Origin of the sequence: Planctomicrobium aquicomposti (assembly GCF_051466325.1) — a bacterium.
GTDB lineage: Bacteria > Planctomycetota > Planctomycetia > Planctomycetales > Planctomycetaceae > Planctomicrobium.
Map to the genome: position 1 here is coordinate 3,236,221 of NZ_CP195792.1, position 20,927 is coordinate 3,257,147.

The following is a 20,927-nucleotide window of genomic DNA, read 5'->3' on the forward strand; positions in this document are numbered from 1 at the left end:
TCAAGCACCTCGACTGCAGTTCAGGGAGGGAAATCGCATGACCTCCATGCCCTGCGAAGAAGGGGGAGCCGATCATCCGCTGTCCCAGCTCTACGCGATTCACTCAGCCGGAGGGGCTCGAAAACCAGACTGGACCGAACGGCTCTCCGGGCCCCACTCTCTTTCCGGCCGAAGAACAAACGCTGCTTCCGAGCGTATTCTCACCCCTCTCAAGCGGAATGCTCATAACGAACTCGCCCCCGTGGACTGGGACCTCGCCCTGCGCGAATTCGTCGGCAGGACCAAGGAAATCCAGTGGCGGTATGGCAAGGGGGCTGTGGCGTACCTTGTCAGCGAACAGCTGACCAATGAAGAACTGGCGCTGCAGGGAATTCTGGCACGGACGGGAATGGGGCTGCAGTACGGTGCAACCATTGGCGACTGGACGACGACCCCTGGTCCCGGTCCGTACCAGCGGGCATTCGGATACGAGATGCCGCCGTTTCATTACTCCGATCTGGAAGACTCGGATCTGATCCTTCTGATCGGCGACAACTGGGAGCAGCGGTCCCCCGGTCTCTGGAACCGAATTCAACTCAACGCGCACGCTACGGTGCTGACCATCCATGCGGATGCCGCACGGGTGCCACAGCCTCCCGCAGAAAGCGTACTGGTCCTCCCCGGATCGGAAGCAGCGCTGATCCACGGCTTGGCCCGCTGCATCGTCACCTCCGGGAACGTGGACCGAGACTGGTTGGCCGCCTCGACAGCGGGCTTTCAGGACTACATCCGCTTCCTGCAGGGATATGATCTGGACAAAGTCACAGAGGCCACCGGATTGCCTGCAGGTCGCATCGAAGCTCTCGCGCGGCTGGTGACTTCCAAACAACGGGTGTCGCTGTGGACTGATCCGGCTGTGACGAAGAGCCCCGGTCTGGCGGAAGCGGTGATCGACCTCGCTCTGCTCACGGGGCAGATCGGGCGACCGGGAACAGGACCGAATCTGCTGTCGGGCGCGGGGAACCGGTTGGGTGCGGCGCTCTTCAGCAACCTGAAACAACTCCCTGGCGGACATGATTTTGAAAACATGGACGGTCGGCATGCCGTGGCCGGGTGTCTGGGCGTCGAAGAATCGTTACTCCCCCGGCAGGCGAGCGGTTCGCATGCGGACCTGCTCGACGGAATTCGCCGAGGAACGGTAAAAGGGCTCTGGGTGCTCGCTTCCGGCAGCTCACAGAGCTGGATGGAAGAACATTTTCCTCCGGACGTCCTGTCACAGCTGGAGTTGCTCGTAGTGCAGGACGGCCGATCCGGCTGGGGGACCAGTGATGCGGATCTCGTTCTGCCGAGCGCGAGCTGGGGAGAGAAGTCTGGCACCTACATGAATTCCGAGCGTCGCGTCGGCACGTTGAATGTCACCACGATTGCTCCAGGAGAAACACTCCCCGACTTCAATATTCTGAAACTGATCGCTCACTACTGGGGGTGTGGAACTCTCTTCGAAGACTGGACCTCACCGGCAGACGCGTTTCAGATTCTGAAAGAGCTGACGCGCGGCACCCCGGCCGACATGTCCGGTATCACCGACTACGCGCTGCTCGACTCTGCCAGCGGCATTCAATGGCCCTTTCCGGAAAAAGCCGCTCCCACCTCCCGCAACGTTCGGCCATTTGAAGAGGGGAAGTTTGCGCACGCCGACGGACGGGCGCGCTTCCTCTGCGAACCGGCCTATGCCACCCGCCTGATGGCCCACGCCCGCCACTTCTCCACCCGCTGACCCGAATTGCAGGGCGAACGGATCATCGCGGGTACCGATTCCATGCGGATTTCACTCAGGGAAGTCCGGAGGAAACGCACGGCATCAGTTCGTCACGCCTGTCGCTTCGTCGATCGCGGCAAAGGCGATGTTGCACAGCTTATCGACCAACGCGGTCGGCATTGCCGGTGCCGGCATCAGGACGACGACATCTCCCAGCGGACGGATAATCGCTCCCCGCTTGCGGGCTGCAAGAGTGACCAGATGCCCCGTGCGTCGAGCGGCCGGGAACGGCTGCAGCGGGTCGCGATCTCGCACCAGTTCGATCCCGACCATCAGTCCCTTCTGCCGGACCTCGGCCACATGCGGATGGTCACGCAAGACCGCGAGCCGATCCGCCAGTTTCTCCGAATTCTGATGGACGTTCCGCATCACCTGGTGTTCTTCGAACAGTTCCAGTGAGGCCAGCGCCGCCGCACAGGCCAATGGATTTCCGGTATAGGTGTGCCCGTGGAAGAACGTCCGCCCCTCTTCGGGGGCACCGAGAAACGCTTCGTAGATTTCCTCGGTGGCCAGTGTCGCCGCCAGCGGCAGATAGCCCCCCGTAATCCCCTTCGCGAGGCAGAACAGGTCCGGCGAGACCTGTTCCTGATCACAGGCGAACATGGTCCCGGTCCGGCCGAACCCGACCGCCACTTCATCGGCGATCAGCAGGATCCCATGTTTTCGGGTGACTTCACGAACATGTTTCAGGTAACCGGGCGGATGCACGAGGATTCCCGCCGCTCCCTGGACCAGCGGCTCGATGACAAAAGCGGCGATCCGCTCCGCATTTTCGGACACGACGCGTTCCACCTCCGCAAAACAGAAGTCGAGCCACTCCGAACGGGAGTACGCCGCCGGTCGATGCAGTGTGACCGGAGAAGGGATCGATGCCGTCTTGAAGAGCAGATTGCCGTAAACCCGGTGGAACAGGTCAATCCCACCCAGACTGACTGAGCCGACGGTGTCCCCATGATACGCCCCCTGCACGGTGACAAAGAGATCCCGCTGTTCGGCTCCTCCCTTCTTCTGCCGGTGATACTGGTAGGCCAGCTTCAGCGCCACCTCGACAGCCGTCGACCCGCTGTCGGAGTAGAACACCTTGGAGAGGCCGGGTGGAGTGATCTCGACCAGTTCCCGGGCTAGTTCGATGGACGGCACCGAAGACAACCCCAGCAATGTGGTATGGCTGATCCGCCCGAGCTGATCCTGAATCGCCCGATCAATCTCCGGGACCCGGTGGCCGTGGATATTGCACCAGAGTGAGGAGATGCCGTCGAGATAGCGCCGACCATCGACATCCACCAGATCAAAGCCGTCGCCACGCTCGATGATGGGGACCTGTTCTTCCCGAAAGGCCGACATCGGCGCGAACGGATGCCAGACGGTTTCGTGATCCCAGTGCCGCAGCGTGGCGGCGTTTGGTGAATTTGCCATGCGAGTCGCACTCTTCCATCAATGTCTGCAGAAATACGGTGACGCTCAGAGCCGACCGAGGTTCCAGGCGTCGGTCACATGATGGCGGGTCACTCTCAAAAAATCGACAGGTGGAGAGGTGGCGTTTTCCGCGCCGCGCAGAAACGGAACCCCGGGCGACGAACCCCACCCGCATGGGCGAAAATGCTGCAATCTCAAACCTCACCTCAGATTATGACGTTGCCACCGGGAACTGGTCTTGCGACTCCGTTTGCAGCCTGATTACTATCCGCCCCCTTGTCACTGAATGAATTGTCGGCGTCTGGCCCATCGCGTCACGATGACAGCCTGGCGAGAGCCCAGCGCCGTTTGCTCTCGATGAAAGACTCCTGAAATGAGTTCAGGTGAAAACGGATCCGGAAGCCTCCTGACAGCCCGCCGCATGCCCGCTGTCGCCCTGCCGCAACATTCTTCCCGCACGCCTGCCACGCAGGCCATGGAACAGGCGCGGGACTGGCTCCTCTCGCAACAGCATCCCGATGGTTATTGGGTGGGCGAGCTGCAGGGAGACACGATTCTCGAATCCGAGTATGTGCTGTTGCTCGCCTGGCTGGGACGGGAACAGGATCCGGTCGTCGCCGAGTGTGCCGAATACATCCGGCAGCAGCAGATCCCGACCGGGGGCTGGGCGCAATATCCGGGCGGTCCGCTCGAAATCAGTTCGTCCGTCAAAGCCTACTGGGTGCTGAAAATCGCGGGAGATGATCCGCAGGCCCCCCATATGCAGCTTGCCCGCGAAGCCATTCTGGAGAACGGCGGTGCGGAACGGGTCAACAGCTTCACCCGCTACTACATGGCGTTGCTCGGTCTGATCTCGTACGGACAATGTCCTGCGGTCCCTCCGGAACTGATTCTGCTGCCGAAATGGTGCCCCCTCAATATCTATGAAATGTCCTCGTGGTCCCGGACGATCGTCGTCCCGCTGAGCCTTCTGTGGGCTTACCAGCCCCAGCGCGAGCTGCCGGAAGCCCACCGCATCAATGAACTGTTTGTGACTTCCCCGGATCAGCTGTCGGTCTCCATGCCGAGTTCCGCCCAGCTCGACAGTCTGCGTCAGCCAACACGGATCAACTGGGAAGCTCTGTTCCGGTGGATCGACCGGGCCTGGAAGGGGATTGAATGGCTGGGGCTCAAGCCGCTGCGGGCGCGTGCCGCCCGACTGTGTGAACAATGGATCCTCGACCGGTTTCCTGAGAGCGACGGCCTGGGGGCGATCTTTCCTCCGATTGTCTGGAGCGTGATCGGCCTCCGCTGCCGGGGGTATGCAGAAGACTCCCCGGAAGTGCAAAGCCAGCTCCGCGAACTCGAAAAACTGATGATTCGTGAACGAGGAACAACGCGGCTCGAACCGTGTAAATCGCCGGTTTGGGATACCGCGATCGCCATTAACGCCCTGCGAGATGCAGGTGTCCCGGAATATCATCCGCAACTGGTGCAGGGGATCGACTGGCTGCTGGCGAAGCAGGTCACCTCCGCCGGAGACTGGTCCGTGAATCATCCCGAAGTGGAGCCGGGAGGTTGGTACTTCGAGTTCAATAACGAGTTTTACCCCGACGTCGACGACACCATCATGGTGACGATGGCGCTGGCCCGCTGCCTGCCGGGCGACGATCTGCAGGAGTGGTCCGACAACCTGCTCAAGGCCAATTCCGATGAAGCCTCGGTCTCCGTCTGCATGGCAGGCAAGACCAATGCTCCGGAAAAATTCATGTCGCATTTGCGTCAGGTCCGCCCCATGATTTCCGCCATTCGACGGGCGGTGCGCTGGACAATGTCGATGCAGTGCCGGGATGGGGGCTGGGCGGCTTTCGATTCCGACAATGACCGCGAGATCCTGACGCGGGTTCCTTTCGCCGATCACAACGCGATGATCGATCCTCCCACGGCCGATATCACGGCACGGGTGCTGGAGATGCTCGGACGTCTGCGTCTGAAGCCGACGCTGAACATGCAGCGGGCGCTTGATTTTGTGTGGAAAGCACAGGAAGCGGACAGCTGCTGGTACGGACGCTGGGGAGTGAATTACATCTACGGCACCTGGCAGGTGATCGTCGGGCTCACCGAATTTGGAGTTCCCCGAAACGATGAACGTCTGCAGGCTGCTGCTCAATGGCTGAAAGACAAACAGCAGGCCAACGGCGGCTGGGGTGAGACACCACGTTCCTACGATGAACCCGGATTGCGCGGGTCCGGCCCCACCACCCCCTCGCAGACTGCCTGGGCCCTGCTGGGGCTGATCGCAGCGGGCGAACAGGATTCTCCCGAGGTGGCTCGAGGCATCGAATTCCTCATCACGACCCAGCGTGCCGACGGCACCTGGGATGAGGAAGAGTTCACCGGAACCGGTTTTCCAAGGGTCTTCTATTTACGCTATCATCTGTACCGTCACTACTTCCCGCTGATGGCACTGGGACGCTATGCCGCCTCAGTCCGGACTGCGGACCGAGGTTGAGAGTCCAGCTGCTGACAAGTGAACCGCCCCGCCATCAAGGCCGTCGAAGTCCCCGAAGGTGAGCGGTCCGTGGTCGGCAGTTGTCTCTCAGGCGACTCCTTCCAGCCGGATGCATGTTTCCGATGCGGTCTCCCGAGTCACAGCGATTCGTCCCTCTGCCGGAAAACCGGCTGGCGATCGCTGCTGTGCGGCGACTGGCCCCTGGAATCAAACGGCGAACGGTTCGGCTCGTCACCCTCGTCGCCCCTCCCGGAGCAGGCAAATCGCACCTCGTGCGGGAACTGATTCGCAGCTGGGAAGCCACCGCCCCTCAGGGCCGGGTGTTGACCGTCACCGCCTCACAATTCTCTGCGCAGCTGGCTGAAGCGTCGGCGGCAAACACGATTCCTCAATTTCAGCTCCGTTATCGTCGTGACATGCAGCTGTTGGCCTGCGAGGACCTGCAGGCGCTGAATCACCGCAAGGAATCTCAGCAGCAATTGTTGGCGGCGATCGACGAAATCATCGCCAAAGGGGGATTGGTCCTGCTAACTTCAACCCGCATGCCCGGTGACCTCGGCGGACTCTCCCGGCGACTCGTCAACCGGATCCACGGGGGCGTCTGCGTCAACATGGAACTCCCGGGGGAACGCAGCCGTCGCAAGCTCCTGGAGCAGTTCCTCCTGGCCGAGTCACTGACGTTGCCACCGGACAAGATTGAAGCCGCAGCTGCGAAATACGCGGTCTCGCCACGCGAGTTGCGAGGGCTGCTGACCCAGCTGCGAGCGGAAGGACAACTGCCAGCGGGCAAAAAAGGGGCCGCCGCTCCGGATCTGAAAAGCCTGATTCAGGAACGACAGCCAGCCAAAACCGTCAACGTGGAGGTCATTGCCCGAGAAAGCGCAGCTCGATTTCAGGTCAAAGTGGCTGACCTGAAGGGCCCCAGACGATCGCAGACGATTTCCCGTGCGCGACAGGTGGCGATGTATCTGGCGCGGGAACTAGCGGGGATGAACTATCTGCAGATTGGAACCTACTTCAACCGCGGGAATCACAGCACCGTGATCCATGCCTGTCAGAAAATCGCCGCCGCGAGAACTTCAGATGCTGTCCTCGCACATGAAATTGCGGCCATTGCACGGGCGATCTCCAGTCGATAGAGCCGTCCAGGATTTGACCTGTCGGTGGTCTCCCGAATTGAGCCGTGCCCGCAGATCACCCGTGCAACTGTCGCCGCACCACACGTTCTCCGTTTCAACCAAACAGGATCGCCCACACTCCACTACTCAGTCAGCGGAGCAACCTTGATCCGCGAGAGTCGACGGGAGGGAATTTCCAGCGGAACCACGACCCGGGGGCCGGAAACGGTAAATGTTTGTTTGAACTGAGGAGAAGACTCTGGCTGCCCTTCTGCTGAAGAGACAGTCAGCTGATACTTTCCGGGCTGCAGCAGAAGAAATTCCGCTTCGAAGGCCCGGGGCGCCTCACCAAAATGGTAGAGATCCGCCTCGAAGTCGGTCCTCGTGGTCCTCGTTACGAGAGCGGCAATGTCTGTGGGGGGCGTTCGCCAGCGGACGGCATTCAGCGGAAAGAATGTCGGCTGGCCGGGGTCACCGGTCGCAGAGGCATACAGCAGCTCGACATCGGGGGAAGGGGGCGCCGCCTCCGGGAGATATTGAAGGTAGTGTCGCGAAAAGAGCAGCACGCGATCTGTCCACCGCATTTCGCTGGTGTACCCCTCCCAGTTGGAGCGGAATGCTTCCGCGTTCCGCAATAGACCCTTCTCAAGCTGCTGGACGTTTCCATCCAGGCGGAACTTTGTATAGGCGGTGGCGCCGGCCCGCAGGATGTCATCATATTGGGGATCATTCGTAAGGAAGCGGTATTTCGAGAGCGTTTCACTGAGGATGCTCTGCATGTGCCGCGCGACCCAGGGGTGGCTCCCGGGCTCCGGATTCTCTGACGCATTGCGATGTTCCCGGACAAACTCCACCATGGCCCGCAACGGCCTGAAATATTGATCGTCCCCCGTAATATGCCAGGCGAGCAGCATCGTCGACGTCATCTGTCGGCCGACGCTCGGCCAGTTGTACAGGAGATCATTATGCGACATTGAAAACGGTTGCCACCAGGAGTTTCCATCGGCAATCACCCCCACCTTGCCGGCAGGCCAGGAAATCGTACTGGGCAGCACCTTGGCCGGCTTGCCATTTTCTTCCCGCAACGTGGCGTCGATCCAGACCTTAAGCCATTCCCCGAACAGGGTTGTCAGCTCCGGGTCTCTGGTGCGCTGCCAGTAGAGCAACGTCGGCTGAATAATCGACGTGTGATAAACCGTATCAAATGCCCGCCGCGGCGATTCGTCGACTTTTTCGTCGCTGAAGTAGATCGATTTGAACTGCAGGAACCCCCGCTCATTGCGACCGGTCCAGCGATCCCGCATGAGTTCCGACAGACGCAACGCCCGGCCCTGCCATAGTGGAGCATCCGGAGTTAGATGCATCATTGGCAGAATCGTATCCGTGGTATCTTCATTCGTATGCTCCACATCCGAGACCCGGTTCGTAAATCCGGAACGCAAATGAGGCTGTGCAAAGATTCCATTCGAAATGCGGACCTGGGATTCAATCATCTCGGGGTCCTCAAAGGCGACCAGCACGGGGGCCCACCAGCGCCACATTTCCACATCGTCTCCCCAGCCTCCTCCAAACTGTCCGTCCGGTAGCTGGCGTTCCCTGATCCACCAGTGGACGATCTCGGACAGACGTTCCAGCCCTTCCCGCTGCAGGTTGGCCCACGCCGGGGCTGACGGATCAGGCTGGTTGGGAGCGGACCAGGGAATCGGCTTCCCGAGATACATGCCGATCACGCGGTTCTCCGGAAATGCCTGACTGGCTTCCTGCAGCAATTTCCGGGCTTCCCCGTAATAGAGGTCGCGCGTCGTGCTGACCCGCAGCAGGGGGCTGCTTTGAATGGGACGCCAGAGCAGCAAGCGGGCGCGATAGTAGGCCCAGAGGGGATGGAGCGGCGAACCGGCGGCTGGCTCCGGTGGATAGACCTCGCCTCCCTCAACGGCGGGACGGATGAGCTTGCCGTCAATAAACCAGCATAAGTAGCCATTTTCAGCGGCCCTGCCGGGGCTGGAGACGTGAGTGGTCTTGCCGTCAGCCCAGTCCTGAACAATGGGGATCAGCTTCTTCAGCTCCTCGCGCAAGGTGGGATCAAGGTCGGTGCGTGTTTCCAGCGAACGCAACATCGACAGACGTTCCGTTTCGCTTTCACAGTTGCCGGCAGCCTGGATCGTTTCCTCCACCGATCCGGCATAGACGGCGCGACCTCTCAAGCCAATGGCGAGCAGACACACCCCCACAGCGATCACAGCACGAGCCAGATTCACGCGGAAGGTTCCCGTCCGAACGGGCGCTGCTTCATCACTGATATCATTAAAACTCCGACAGACAGGTGCAGGGCTACTGACACAAGAATTCAAAGGTTCCTCCCAGAGCTATTTGAACTTTCACTAAGCCATTCTCGCCACGATGATAAGAGCACCACACGTTACCAAACGTAGCAGCGTGGGCACGGTGAAGATTAACCTGCTCTGCATGGCGTGGATAGCAACAGACCATCGATTACGACCGAACTCAGGATAATGAGCCAAAACAGCTGCGCAATTTCTGCAAGAGTCCTCGCGGACTCTCACTTTCCATGAAGAATCGATTCCACCATGGCGGAATCCCTGTTGCCGCTGAGCCCACTGCTTCGGGTACGTGTCGTTCGCCGACCTTCAGGCCCTCATGCATCACTTCAGTCTGCTCCCCGTCCTCTTCGATGCCCAGCACGTGGCCCAACTCGTGGCTGACCACACTCAGGAGGTCCATTCTGCGTGAGGCATGTCCCGTGGTGAACTCGCTATCACTCTCAGGGGTTGGATCGATGAACCAACCATAGCCAGCGGCATTGGAATCAATGTAAACTTTGTTTCCCGCGGAAAGCCCCAGCAGATTACCGGGCAGATCGGAAATCTCGATTTGCACTCCCGCCAACACCGTGACATCCTGCCCGGCAGCCTGCCAGCGAGAGATCGCCTCGAGCAGGATGGGTTGCAACTGTGACGACTTCAGTGCCGGAGCTCGCGAATTTCTAAGCTCCGGACCGGCAGCGGTTTGCGGTGCGGCAAGGTAAGCGGTGGCAAAATTAATGGCGTGTTGCCACGAGGTATCGGCGGAGTTGAACCACGAGAGCTTCCCATCGCGGGTTCCCCCATTGTCATCGTCATTAATCGCTGCATCGAGACCGACCTGAGCACCCGATGCGATGGACGATTGCCCCAAGGCCGCCCAGGTAATCCGCGCTTCGATGAAGTAGCTGCCGCCGGTGGTACTCACTCCAGCAGCCGTCACACCGGTCACCGTCTGCGAGACTCCCGCCTGAAACATCTGCGTCGTCAACGACGTACCGTCCCAGGTGAACCGATACATATAATCGGTCGATCCATAGCCGGTGCCGGGGGCGTCTTTATTCGCATCGATGAAGACTTCCACGCTGTCGTCGTACTGCGTGGTCGCGCCGGAATCGACCATCCGGGTGTCGTCCGTCACTTCTACAAGCAGATACAGGTAAGTGCTGTCCCACAGCGTCCGGAAAGAGCCGGAGAGGTCTGCAGAGTTCGTCACCGTACCGTTGATGACCGTGCTGATATCCTTCGACACGGCATTCGCCCAGACCCCATCGACGCTCCCGCCGATCGTCGGAGCGGACGATGTCCGCACGATCGTCAAATCTCCTTGCGGGTTGACCGTGAGCAGGAACGTGTCCTGAGTCGACAGGCTGCCGTCGCTGACCGTGACGGTGATCGTTGAGGTGCCTGTCTGGTTGGCAACCGGAATGACATTCAAGGTTCGGCTGGAACCACTGCCTCCCAGCACGAGATTGGCTGAATTATTCGGGACCAGTGTCGCATTGGAAGAAGAGGCTGTCACGGTCAGACTGGAAGATGATGTCTGCGCATCGCCGATCGTGAAGTTGATCGCTCCGGTCGAGGTCCCCTGGTTCATGGTCTTGTTAGTGATATCCGTAATTGTCGGAGCCGTATTGACAACTGGAGAAAGGATCCCGGTGGCAAAATTAATGGCGTGTTGCCACGAGGTATCGGCGGAGTTGAACCACGAGAGCTTCCCATCGCGGGTTCCCCCATTGTCATCGTCATTAATCGCTGCATCGAGACCGACCTGAGCACCCGATGCGATGGACGATTGCCCCAAGGCCGCCCAGGTAATCCGCGCTTCGATGAAGTAGCTGCCGCCGGTGGTACTCACTCCAGCAGCCGTCACACCGGTCACCGTCTGCGAGACTCCCGCCTGAAACATCTGCGTCGTCAACGACGTACCGTCCCAGGTGAACCGATACATATAATCGGTCGATCCATAGCCGGTGCCGGGGGCGTCTTTATTCGCATCGATGAAGACTTCCACGCTGTCGTCGTACTGCGTGGTCGCGCCGGAATCGACCATCCGGGTGTCGTCCGTCACTTCTACAAGCAGATACAGGTAAGTGCTGTCCCACAGCGTCCGGAAAGAGCCGGAGAGGTCTGCAGAGTTCGTCACCGTACCGTTGATGACCGTGCTGATATCCTTCGACACGGCATTCGCCCAGACCCCATCGACGCTCCCGCCGATCGTGGGCGCTGATGCGGTCTGCACGATATTCACGTTGCCGTTGTTGACCGTGATCAGAAACGTGTCCTGGCTCGTTGTTGTCCCGTCGCTGACGGTGACGGTAATCGTGGAGCTGCCCGACTGGTAAGCTGCGGGAATGACGTTCAAGGTCCGGTTGACTCCACTACCTCCCAGTACGAGATTCGCTGAATTATTCGGGACCAGCGTGGTGTTGGAAGACGTCGCTGTCACAGTCAGGCTGCCGGCTGCGGTCTCAACGTCACCGACAGTGAACGCCAGTGCGCCAGTTGAAGAGTTGACGTAGATTGTCTTGTTGGTGATGTCGGTGATCGTGGGAGCATCGTTCACGCTGTTGACCGTGAGGACGAATGTGTCCTGAGTGGTCAAGCTGCCGTCGCTCACCGTCACCGTAATTATCGATGTCCCGAACTGATTGGATGCAGGATTAATCGTCAGTGTCCGACTGGCTCCGCTTCCTCCCAGCACGAGGTTGGTCGGGTTGTTTGGGACCAGTGTGGCGTTCGATGACGTGACGGTCACGATCAGGCTCGAAGCTACGGTCTCCGCATCTCCGATGGTGAAAGAGATGGCCGATGTGCTGGTGTCCTCATTCGTCGACTTGTTCGTGATATCGCTGATCGTCGGGGCGGTGTTCGCGGACGACGGGATAAACGGAGTGTCATCGAAGGCCCCATTCAGCTGGTATCGGACGAGCTGATCCCGCAGGTCCATACTGAAGTCATTCGACTGCAGCGGCATGCCGTAGGTGGGGCGGTCTTCAAACAAAAGCCAGTTTCCACCCATCCCGACGTAGGCGGGCATGCTCGTCATGGTGGCCATCACCTGACTGGAATCGGTACGCACCTCAATCAGTGCGGCTGTCGTCCCGGCTCCGTATCCGTTGACACCCTCAATCCAGATATTGTCCGAATTGATCACTTCCACAACAGTCTGGCCGCGAGACTCGCTTTTGAAATTCCACACGCGCACGTTGGACGAATTGACGATCGCGAGTTCCCGCACCTCATCATCCTGGTCGGTTTGCGGCGTCAGGGAGGGATTCGGGGGGTGCTCGATGTTGATCCCGTAGAAGGTCAACGCCTGCGAGGTCCCGGAAACCCGTAACCCTGCATAGTCGTTACGCACAGAGCCCCCCACGATAGTCGTCGGGCCCCCGAACCACCGGCCTCCCCCGTTTCCGGTGATCAGAATCATCTGAGAGACGCCGGCCGCCAGAACCGTGTCGGACGGAACGAAGGTAGTGCTCTGCCACTGCCCGGACTCTGCAAGGTTGGCCACGACGGAATCTTTGCCCGCCTGCCATCGAACCAGCTCTAGCCACGGAATCCGGTTGGGATCATCCATGGGGTCCATTCCCCAGGCGGCGTTATAGGTCTGCCGGGCAGGAGCGTTGAAGGTTATGTCCGCCATGTAAGTCGTGGCAGTGGCGCTATTCACCGTGGTCAGCATATAGGGAGTTGAGCCGGTGCCGGTCCAAGCGCTGCTATCGGGGGCTTTTAAAACAGTCTCCCTGTTCGCGACGCCAAAGAAAACGGTGTTCTCCTGCAATGTAATCGGCGAGAGGATCAGGTAGGTCCCCTTGGGCAGGTAGACCGCCTTGTTGTAATTGGGTGATAAAGGATTCGCCGCATCATTAATGGCCTGCTGAATGGCAGCCTGATCGTTCGTTACTCCATCTCCGGCAGCGTTGTACGGAGCCGCTCTCACATTGATAACGGCCGCGGAGTTGCGAAAATCGGGAAGATCCGGAATCAGGTGTTGACTCAACAGGTACGAGGGGGGAGCCGCCACGTTCGTATCGACATTGACGATCTCCGCGAGTTCCGTAATCGTGGAGCCGTTGGAGTTGTAGATCCGGGCGCGACCGTCCACCGCCAGATTCTCAGACGGCGTCCACTCGTTCGCGTGATTTTCAGGATCGGCGTAGGCGTACTCATTCACCCGAGTCCACGTCCCCGAGGCAGCCACCGCAGCCTGTGACCCGCTCTTGATCACGTTGGCCGCCCCCGACACATAGACGTTCCGCATGTAAATGCTCTCCGCGGCGGAGTTGTCAATCGCAGAGGTCGGTGACCCGCCGACGGTGATTTTCGCATCAATCAGCGTCATGGAGGTGCTGGACGGGAAATTGGTATTGTTGTTCATCGTGATGACTGGCCCGGAATCCTTCACGATCTCCAGGCCGACGAACGTGTAAACCGAGGCAGACAAGTTGCGGTAGATCGCGGAAGTTTCCTGATCGATCAGTCGGGTCGAGGTGAAGAGCGTGGACGACGACGGAGTCGGGTTGCCAATATAAATGCCGTACTTCCCGCCGGTCACTTCAAGATTGTTCAACGTCTGACTGGCCCCCGGAAATCCCATCATTCCCGCGTAAGCATCGGCGTACCCGCCCGGTCCGTCACCGGCGATGATGTTGACGTTCTCAAGGGCACTCCACTGCGCAGATCCCATCGCCAGTCCGAGTGCATTGGTATTTCCCTGGCCGGCATCAATGGTGATATTGCGCAGCTGAAAGTCAAAACCCCAGTCCGCTCCACCGACGACACCGGTTTTTTCATCATTATAAAACCGCACGACCGGCTGCAGGTTGTTGGTCGACGTGAATGCGCTGGTAAAAGTGTTGTCAGCCAGCCGGATCACGGGACGGGAGCCCACTCCGGCTCCGTTCGGGCCGACTAGCGAAGGGCCTCCCATTTCTCCAGAAGGCTGATGCCCGATCACCGTATTATTGACGAGGTACGTTCCCTGACTGAGAAATGTGATCAAATCCGCATTCATCGCATCTTCGATCGCGGTATTAAGACCGTTCACATTATTGGTCATCTGCGTGGTGGTAGGGCTGGCGCTGTCCGTCAGACCGTAATGCGCCCGGAAGGCGTACAGGTCCAGATACCCCTGCTGGTACATGGCGTTGCTGGTGATCCCCGCCGGCAACGTCAGCATGAGGCGAGTCTCCAGATCCTCCAGCTGAGGTGCCGTACTGCGCGTGGAGACGCGGCGGCGAAGTGGGCCGAAAGACGGTCGGCGAGAGCGATTCCTTGACAGCCGCCGACGTTGAGAAGAAAGGGGTGCGAAAATGGAGGACAAGCTGATCAACATCGTGAGCGATCCTACGCGTTTGACTCAAGTCAATTCACAACAGTGCACGTCATTCTTTTCCCGCAGATTGCTCTCGCCAGTGTCTGCGCAGCAGGCATTTCGTGAGACCAGATGCTCATGCCCTGTGGCACCAACGGTTCGATCAGAAGTCAATGTTCTTCAGGGCCAGTCCGCGAAGAGGGTGGTCCTCTCACCATTTCAATGGGACGGAAATCAGAACGGACTTGACCTGTGACTGAGCCTTTCTTCCCCGGATGCGTCGAACGATTCCGACGATGTCCACCTGCACTCTCCATTCTCACTCGCAGTCTTGTGTTCGCTGGCTTAGGAATGGACACCGACTATCGCATTGACGCACCTTGATGCTACCTGGTAAAAACGCACAGTCTCCATGGCTTCAAATCAAGACATACACTATTCACAGGTTTTCCCCAAATCAGGCCGGGGAAGTTCGCTGTCCTGCGGAGAGGACATTGAGCCGTGGAAATTGAGCTCAAGCCTCTTGGCGGAGGCGAGTCGCCGGAGGTCCGCTTCGATAAGAGGCCGGGTGCCCGGGTTGACATTCATTTCGGGTGCCATCGGCTCTGCGAGCCGTGCCGGATGTCGTGGGCCGTTCATGACAGGTCCACCGGGTCCATTCGGAGTGGGACATCCATGTCTCCCGCAGGGGCGCGGACACTCGACCATTTCCAATCCGTCGGACGCCCCACCAGCCCCCGCCGCACGGGATTCGCGTGGATGTACTCAAGGACCGCCTGAATCGGTCGGTCGTTCCACAGGTTCTGATCATATCCCCCTCCTGCTTGCCAGAACTGGAACACCGTCCGGCCCCCTCGATGCACCGTCAGTCGCTGGAGCCAATCCACTTCCCCGGCAGCTTGCAGGAACGCTTTCGCCTGCCGGGAGACCGGTGACTTGATGGCTGCCAGAATCCGTCGCATTTCGTAATCCGGTTCGCGGGGATCCAGTAGAATGTGAACATGCTCGGGCATGATCACATCTGCCCACAAGGCAACCTGCTGCTGTTCTCGAAGTTGCTGCAAGACATCGACCACCCACTGCCGTGGCCGGTCTTTGTTGAGCAGCGGCCAGCGACGGAAGCAGGAGAACGTGAGGAAATGGGCATGCCCTGGCTCGTTGATCGCCCGGCGACGCTGGCGGTGGGAGGTTGGCATTCACATCCTCCTCGTGTTTATGCTGGCGGGTTTGATCCTCGTCCACTCCGCGCTCGCACGGCTCACAGAGCCGGTGGCACCCCAGGTTTCACTCACTCAACCCGGGCACCCGGCCTGATGCTTCTGGCTCCACTCCAGAAACCTGTCAATGGTCTCGGAGGCTCTTGGACTGGAGGGATTCTCCGGCTGGCTGGCCTTGTCGGCCATCAGCTGATGCTACCTCTGAAAGGCCTCTTTTTTGTCCGGTCCGAGATTGATTTGCGTGGTTCCCTGACGGACGAACCAACGCTGACGACGGGGGCTCCAAAATGGCTTCCTCACGGCGGGATCTCCTGTTAAGATCTCAAAATGTCGTCACTTCCGTCGTCACTTGGGCATTTCCAGCCAAACGACAGAGACGTAAGTGATTGGCAAAAAAACACCTTGCGGGTGTAGCTCAGTTGGCAGAGCGTTAGCTTCCCAAGCTGAAGGCCGAGGGTTCGAGCCCCTTCACCCGCTTTCACAGTCTCGCTGACTCGTCAGGGCCAGCGGGACTTTTTTGTTTGACTGTTCCCTCCGCAGGTTCCGCCCCATGAAAATCGCAGTCGTGCAAATGGACGTCCGCCTCGGTGACCTTCCACACAACCTTCAGCGGATGCTGGCTTCGCTGCACACAGCCCGCGCGAATGGTGCCGAGCTGACCATTTTCCCGGAATGCGCGCTGACCGGCTACTGCTTTGACTCGCTGGAGCAGGGTCGACCCTTTGCGCAGGCGGTTCCCGGGCCGGCCACACAGCAGTTTCAACAGGTGCTGGCGGAGATTGGCGGCTACGCACTCTTCGGGCTCCTCGAAGAGAACGGGAGCAGCGTGTACAACGCTGCCGCGCTCGTCGGCGGGGAAGGACTCGTCGCGAACTACCGCAAGGTCCATCTGCCGGGCCTGGGAATCGATCGCTTCGCGTCCGAAGGGACCGAGCCGTTTGCGGTCCATGAAATTTTGGGAGTCAAGGTCGGGATCGCGATCTGTTACGACTCGGCATTTCCCGAGATGATCCGAGCTCTGGCGCTGCAGGGTGCCGACCTGATTGCACTCCCTACGAATTTCCCCACGGGTGCCGATGGCATGGTGGACCATGTGCTGAGGACCCGTGCGCTCGAGAACAAGGTCTATTTCGCCGGCTGTAACCGGGTCGGGGAAGAGGCCGGCTTTCGCTTCATCGGTGGCAGCCAGATTGTCGGACCATCAGGACAGCTGCTCACGGAAAAGGCGGGAGTGGAAGAGACGGTTCTGTACGCGGAGATCGACCCGGCGCTGTCGCGCGACAAGTGGGTCGGTCGGCCTCCCATCGAGAAGGCGGTGCATCGCTTCCTCGATCGACGCCCCGAATTCTACGGCGCGCTCGTGGAACCGAATCGTCCCCGGTCCTGAGACACCACCGCCGATCAGACTTGCGGTGCGAACAGCCCTTCGATCTGCTGCAGCAGTTCGGCCGGTTCCAGCATTCGACCAGGGCCACGCACCCCACAGCTGAGCCAGCCTTCCCCCGGACCGGCGATCAGTACACCGTCACCACGCAGCTGCTGAATGTTGCGTTGAACCGCCGGTTTGGACCACATCTCGTTGTTCATGGCGGGACTGACCAGCACCGGACAGGTGACCGCCAGAGCGAGCGTCGTTAACAGATCATCGGCCAGACCATGGGCAAGGGCCCCGATCACATTGGCTGTCGCGGGAGCGATCACCAGTAACTCAGCCCGCCGCGCCAGCCCGATATGTTCGCCCAGGAAATGCTCCTTGGGTTCGAACAGCTCGGTGTAGACAGGGCGGTTGGTCAACGCCTCGAACGTCGTGGGCCCGATGAACCGGTGTGCGGAGTGGGTCATCACGACAGACACGCCCGCGCCCAGCTGCACCAGTTTGCTGACGAGATCGGCCGTCTTATAGGCAGCCACGCCGCCAGAGACTCCCACCAGAATTTCACGTCCCCGCAGTGACATCAGCGTACTCCCACGATTTCTGAAACTTGTGAGAGAATTCTATCGGAATCTGCAGTCTGTGGCAGCAGCGGCCGGCGTCGGCGCACAAAGCCCTGCTCCTGACAACACGAAACCCCTGTCGTGGGAGTGCGGGAGCGAGTCACGCACACATCTGCCTTAGAGCTCCGATAGATCGACATCTTCCAGGCGACGGATGAAATCGTCGTCTAGACCCGCTGCCTTGCGGGCGTCCCGCTGAAACTGTCGCCCCCGCGATTTCGCGGGGCGGAGTGGCCAATGGAGATGCCGTTCGAAGGCTTCCCAATCAGACAGACCGTCCGGCTTCAACGTTCGCAGCCAGTGGATGCCGAAGCGGACATGTTCGATTTCATCCCGGTGGATCACACGCATCAGCGCTGCGCTCCGCTCATCTCCGGCGGCGCTGAAGGCGGTAGCCAGTTCCAGCGTGTGATCGAGGTTCGCCCCTTCAAAAACGAGTGGCAACCCCGCGAGATAATCGAGCACCGAAGTAAACGACAGTGCCTTCTTCCAGATGTAGCAGTTCACCGGCAGGCTGCCAAACGTTACTCCCAGCCGGGCAGCACGTTCCATGTGCATACGGGTATGACGTTGCTCATCGAGCATGATCCGACTGACCCCCTGACGAAACTCAGCGGGACTTTCCGGAAAAGCGAGCAGCGTCCAGGCCATCACCTCAAGTGCCTGTAGCTCATGATTGGCCATGATGTGATGCGCGATCGCACGCTTCCCCTCCGCTTTCAGCGATTCGGGAGAGGGGAGAGCCGGCGCCGTTCTGCGGGGCGCGAACTGCAGATTGGCAGGACGGACAGGTTCGGGAAATCGCCGGGGAGCACCGGGCTCATGATCCGTGAGCGGCCAGGGTGGACTCGTCAGCTTGGTGTCGATTTCAGCCGAGAGTAAGACCTGTTCGGCGAATTCGCGAATTTCCATATCCGGCACAGTCACACAGACAGAGGTTGAATTTCATCAGACCTGTGCAGTGTAACGGATGAACGCTTCGATTGTTGAGAGGCAACCCTTCTGCCGGAACCAACATCCCGACAGGAGGGGACCGAACGTTGAGGGGTGATGGCTTATCGCCAGGTCAGTTCCCCCCCGAGGGTCAGACCGTGTGCCATGAAGGAGTCTTTCTCATGCTTCAGGCCGAGCAGGGAAGGGGCTGTGACCGAACCTGGCGAGTTGTAATCGATGTTATTGTAAGAACGCGAAAACCCGCCGCCGATCAGAAAGTCGTAACCGGCGAAGATCGTCAGGTAATCGTTCATCTGGAACTTGCCGTAGACAGACAGATCCAGCATCGGGGCGAAGCGGGTAACGGTGTCGGCATCGGTCACATTCGCTTCTGTCGAGCTGAAGATCTGTTCGGTGTGTACGGAATCACTGACCCGGTTGATCCCCGCAATCAGCTTGAGTTCGGAGAACAGCTGCAGGCGGCTGACGGTGGTCGTCGCGCGCAAACCGATCTGTGGTCCAAAAATCTGGTTACGGGCCAACGACAGGATCTCGTGATTCAATGCATTCGTCGGGTCGTTCACGGGATCCGGAATGTCTGTTCCGTTAATCCGCAACTGGTCTTTCAGCTGCAGATACCGGAACCCGACAATACCTGACCATTCCAGGGGAACATTGGGAGTGAACGGATTGAACACCCAGTTTCCTTCTGTTCCCCACAGGTCCGATTTGAGGCTTGCGTGGTAGTCCTGACTGTACAGGATCATCCGGTTGGCAACCGGTACTCCGTTGTTGAGCAGAGTTGTCGCACCGATCTGCGTGTCGGTCAGACCTGAGAACGGCTGATCGACGAAAGGGTAAATGGAGCGGTTCCACTCGGCCTGTTGCAGGGTGAAGATTTCCGCTTCGAGAACACCGTTGACCATCGGCACGCCGAGCGTGGCACGCAGGCCGTTCAGGTCATTTTTGCTGGCTTCTCCAATGCTGGGGACGATGGCGGACGTCAACGCCCGTGGTCCCGTGATCGGGTCGACAGCGGGGAGTCGATTGTTTCGATCCTGTCCGCTCAGATCGGCACTGGAGCTGACGGGAGCCCCCAGCAGAGTTCCTTTGCCGTCGGTAATATCCCAGAGCAGATAGTCGAGCCGGAAGTAGCTGCCCGCCATCGCTTCACTGAAATCGAGATGAGCCCGGGAATCGGTGTCGTAGCAGTAGGGGCCGCCGGGAACGAGCTGTGCCATCACCTGTTCAGCATTGCCGGGTGGGCAGTATTGAGGTGCTCCCCAGGCCTGCGGGTAAGCGGGCCCGGAGTCGATCATGCTGTGGTAGCCCGATTGCTGGACACCGGGCGGGGCCCACGGACCTTGCGCCGGGCAAACGGTGGGAGCCAAACTCCCGAGCGCCAAGAAAATGCCGGTGGTCCAACGATTCATAATGTCCGTCCTGGTCGAGCTTGGGCCGCCGATGAAATCGCGCTCCGCTGCAGCAGCGCGAGCCATCGCTCCGTATCGGATGTATCGGCTGTGCCGCATCGACAACTTGGAGAAACTTTTCCGGTTTTGGCGCCTGTACGAGCACTCCCGTTCCCCACATTGCCAACAGAACGGCGCAGAGTTCCCAGCTTCGGATTCGCCTGTGTCCCCTATCATGCACCAGCGGCAAATTCTGCCGGAGAGTCGGAAGAAACAGGGCGGCGTCACCGCTGCGAATCCGCTTCGACCGAAGCGAGACGTCGCACTGAACAGGGGGAGCACGGGCGGATTGCCAACGAGAAATCCGTGGTTCGAGGCACTGAGAGCCTTTTGACCTTTGATTGCCCCCTTCTCGCCACGCGAAAATGAGCATTTCATCAAACGAAACGCTTGCTGCGCGGGGACTGGACAGAGCAACCTGCTCTAGAACTGCCGGAAGTAGCGTTCCGGGCTTTCCTCCCGTTGGGGAACTGGCTCCCAGTCGGTCTCCCGTGCTGACTCATTCTGCAGCGGCAGCGGCTGTCTTCCAGTCCACTTGAGGAGCCAGCCAATCGGCATCAACACCCCAAAAAAGACGAGCGCGAGCAAGAGCGTCGATGTCACCCAGGCAATGGGGAAGAGGGCCACCATCCACGCGACATACAGCCAGCGGATCGCACGCGGAACGGCGAGTCCAACCCCTGCCAGCAGCAATGCCAGCGGTCCCAGTATCCACAACGGCTGCCAGTTGCCGTGTCGATATCCGTGAATTCCGCACACCAACACGGCGAAGAGAACCAGCCCTACCGCGAAGACCCGCAGCTCCCGGTCGGTCGGATTCAGTTTCAACTCGATCATGATCGGTTT

Annotated in this window: 12 protein-coding genes and 1 tRNA gene; 5 read left to right on the plus strand and 8 right to left on the minus strand. The window is 59.6% G+C overall.

Annotated elements, in window-relative coordinates:
- Nucleotides 1–37: 37 nt before the first annotated feature.
- Nucleotides 38–1,756 (plus strand): molybdopterin-dependent oxidoreductase, encoded by a 1,719-nt coding sequence (locus tag SH664x_RS12490; protein WP_437201380.1) that lies wholly within the window; start codon nucleotides 38–40, stop codon nucleotides 1,754–1,756.
- An 84-nt stretch (nucleotides 1,757–1,840) separates the two neighbouring features.
- On the opposite strand, the gene bioA is transcribed toward SH664x_RS12490, so the two are convergent.
- The gene (bioA, locus tag SH664x_RS12495) at nucleotides 1,841–3,214 is read right to left on the minus strand and encodes an adenosylmethionine--8-amino-7-oxononanoate transaminase (protein ID WP_437201381.1); all 1,374 of its coding nucleotides are present in this window, start codon (nucleotides 3,212–3,214) and stop codon (nucleotides 1,841–1,843) included.
- Between the two features lie 373 nt (nucleotides 3,215–3,587).
- Between bioA and SH664x_RS12500 the strand changes: the two genes are divergently transcribed.
- On the plus strand, nucleotides 3,588–5,705 hold the full coding sequence (locus SH664x_RS12500; RefSeq protein ID WP_437201383.1) for a terpene cyclase/mutase family protein: 2,118 nt from the start codon (nucleotides 3,588–3,590) through the stop codon (nucleotides 5,703–5,705).
- A 113-nt stretch (nucleotides 5,706–5,818) separates the two neighbouring features.
- The gene (locus tag SH664x_RS12505; RefSeq protein ID WP_437201385.1) at nucleotides 5,819–6,844 is read left to right on the plus strand and encodes a helix-turn-helix domain-containing protein; all 1,026 of its coding nucleotides are present in this window, start codon (nucleotides 5,819–5,821) and stop codon (nucleotides 6,842–6,844) included.
- 122 nt (nucleotides 6,845–6,966) lie between these two features.
- Here SH664x_RS12505 and SH664x_RS12510 read toward each other — a convergent pair whose 3' ends face one another.
- From SH664x_RS12510 to SH664x_RS12520, 3 genes are all read right to left on the minus strand, one after another.
- A complete protein-coding gene (locus SH664x_RS12510) occupies nucleotides 6,967–9,081 on the minus strand; it encodes a hypothetical protein (protein WP_437201387.1) in 2,115 nt (704 codons plus the stop codon).
- A gap of 247 nt (nucleotides 9,082–9,328) precedes the next feature.
- Nucleotides 9,329–14,329 (minus strand): sugar-binding protein, encoded by a 5,001-nt coding sequence (locus tag SH664x_RS12515; RefSeq protein ID WP_437201388.1) that lies wholly within the window; start codon nucleotides 14,327–14,329, stop codon nucleotides 9,329–9,331.
- Nucleotides 14,330–15,099: 770 nt separating this feature from the next.
- Entirely contained in the window at nucleotides 15,100–15,660 is a 561-nt protein-coding gene (locus SH664x_RS12520; RefSeq protein ID WP_437201390.1) for an REP-associated tyrosine transposase, read from the minus strand.
- A 425-nt stretch (nucleotides 15,661–16,085) separates the two neighbouring features.
- On the opposite strand from SH664x_RS12520, the gene SH664x_RS12525 reads away from it, so the two are divergent.
- Both SH664x_RS12525 and SH664x_RS12530 read left to right on the plus strand, forming a co-directional pair.
- Nucleotides 16,086–16,158: transfer RNA gene (locus SH664x_RS12525), tRNA-Gly, on the plus strand.
- Nucleotides 16,159–16,231: 73 nt separating this feature from the next.
- Nucleotides 16,232–17,068, plus strand: coding sequence for a carbon-nitrogen hydrolase family protein (locus tag SH664x_RS12530; protein WP_437201392.1), 837 nt, complete (start codon nucleotides 16,232–16,234; stop codon nucleotides 17,066–17,068).
- Between the two features lie 14 nt (nucleotides 17,069–17,082).
- On the opposite strand, the gene SH664x_RS12535 is transcribed toward SH664x_RS12530, so the two are convergent.
- The 4 genes from SH664x_RS12535 to SH664x_RS12550 form a co-directional block, all read right to left on the minus strand.
- Complete coding sequence (locus SH664x_RS12535; protein ID WP_437201394.1) at nucleotides 17,083–17,637, minus strand: flavoprotein; 555 nt, start codon at nucleotides 17,635–17,637, stop codon at nucleotides 17,083–17,085.
- A gap of 156 nt (nucleotides 17,638–17,793) precedes the next feature.
- Nucleotides 17,794–18,588: a ferritin-like domain-containing protein gene (locus SH664x_RS12540; RefSeq protein ID WP_437201395.1), complete on the minus strand. Its 795-nt coding sequence runs from the start codon at nucleotides 18,586–18,588 to the stop codon at nucleotides 17,794–17,796.
- A gap of 143 nt (nucleotides 18,589–18,731) precedes the next feature.
- Nucleotides 18,732–20,042, minus strand: a complete 1,311-nt coding sequence (locus SH664x_RS12545; RefSeq protein ID WP_437201397.1) for a BBP7 family outer membrane beta-barrel protein — start codon at nucleotides 20,040–20,042, stop codon at nucleotides 18,732–18,734.
- Between the two features lie 462 nt (nucleotides 20,043–20,504).
- Entirely contained in the window at nucleotides 20,505–20,918 is a 414-nt protein-coding gene (locus tag SH664x_RS12550; RefSeq protein ID WP_437201399.1) for an SxtJ family membrane protein, read from the minus strand.
- Nucleotides 20,919–20,927: the final 9 nt, after the last annotated feature.

Coding starts and splice junctions, on each gene's coding strand:
- SH664x_RS12540 (WP_437201395.1), bottom strand. CDS start 18,588: ATGGAAATTCGCGAATTCGCCGAACAGGTCTTACTCTCGGCTGAAATC.
- SH664x_RS12515 (WP_437201388.1), bottom strand. CDS start 14,329: ATGCTGACGTTGCCGGCGGGGATCACCAGCAACGCCATGTACCAGCAG.
- SH664x_RS12500 (WP_437201383.1), top strand. CDS start 3,588: ATGAGTTCAGGTGAAAACGGATCCGGAAGCCTCCTGACAGCCCGCCGC.
- bioA (WP_437201381.1), bottom strand. CDS start 3,214: ATGGCAAATTCACCAAACGCCGCCACGCTGCGGCACTGGGATCACGAA.
- SH664x_RS12550 (WP_437201399.1), bottom strand. CDS start 20,918: ATGATCGAGTTGAAACTGAATCCGACCGACCGGGAGCTGCGGGTCTTC.
- SH664x_RS12490 (WP_437201380.1), top strand. CDS start 38: ATGACCTCCATGCCCTGCGAAGAAGGGGGAGCCGATCATCCGCTGTCC.
- SH664x_RS12520 (WP_437201390.1), bottom strand. CDS start 15,660: ATGCCAACCTCCCACCGCCAGCGTCGCCGGGCGATCAACGAGCCAGGG.
- SH664x_RS12545 (WP_437201397.1), bottom strand. CDS start 20,042: ATGAATCGTTGGACCACCGGCATTTTCTTGGCGCTCGGGAGTTTGGCT.
- SH664x_RS12530 (WP_437201392.1), top strand. CDS start 16,232: ATGAAAATCGCAGTCGTGCAAATGGACGTCCGCCTCGGTGACCTTCCA.
- SH664x_RS12505 (WP_437201385.1), top strand. CDS start 5,819: ATGTTTCCGATGCGGTCTCCCGAGTCACAGCGATTCGTCCCTCTGCCG.
- SH664x_RS12535 (WP_437201394.1), bottom strand. CDS start 17,637: ATGTCACTGCGGGGACGTGAAATTCTGGTGGGAGTCTCTGGCGGCGTG.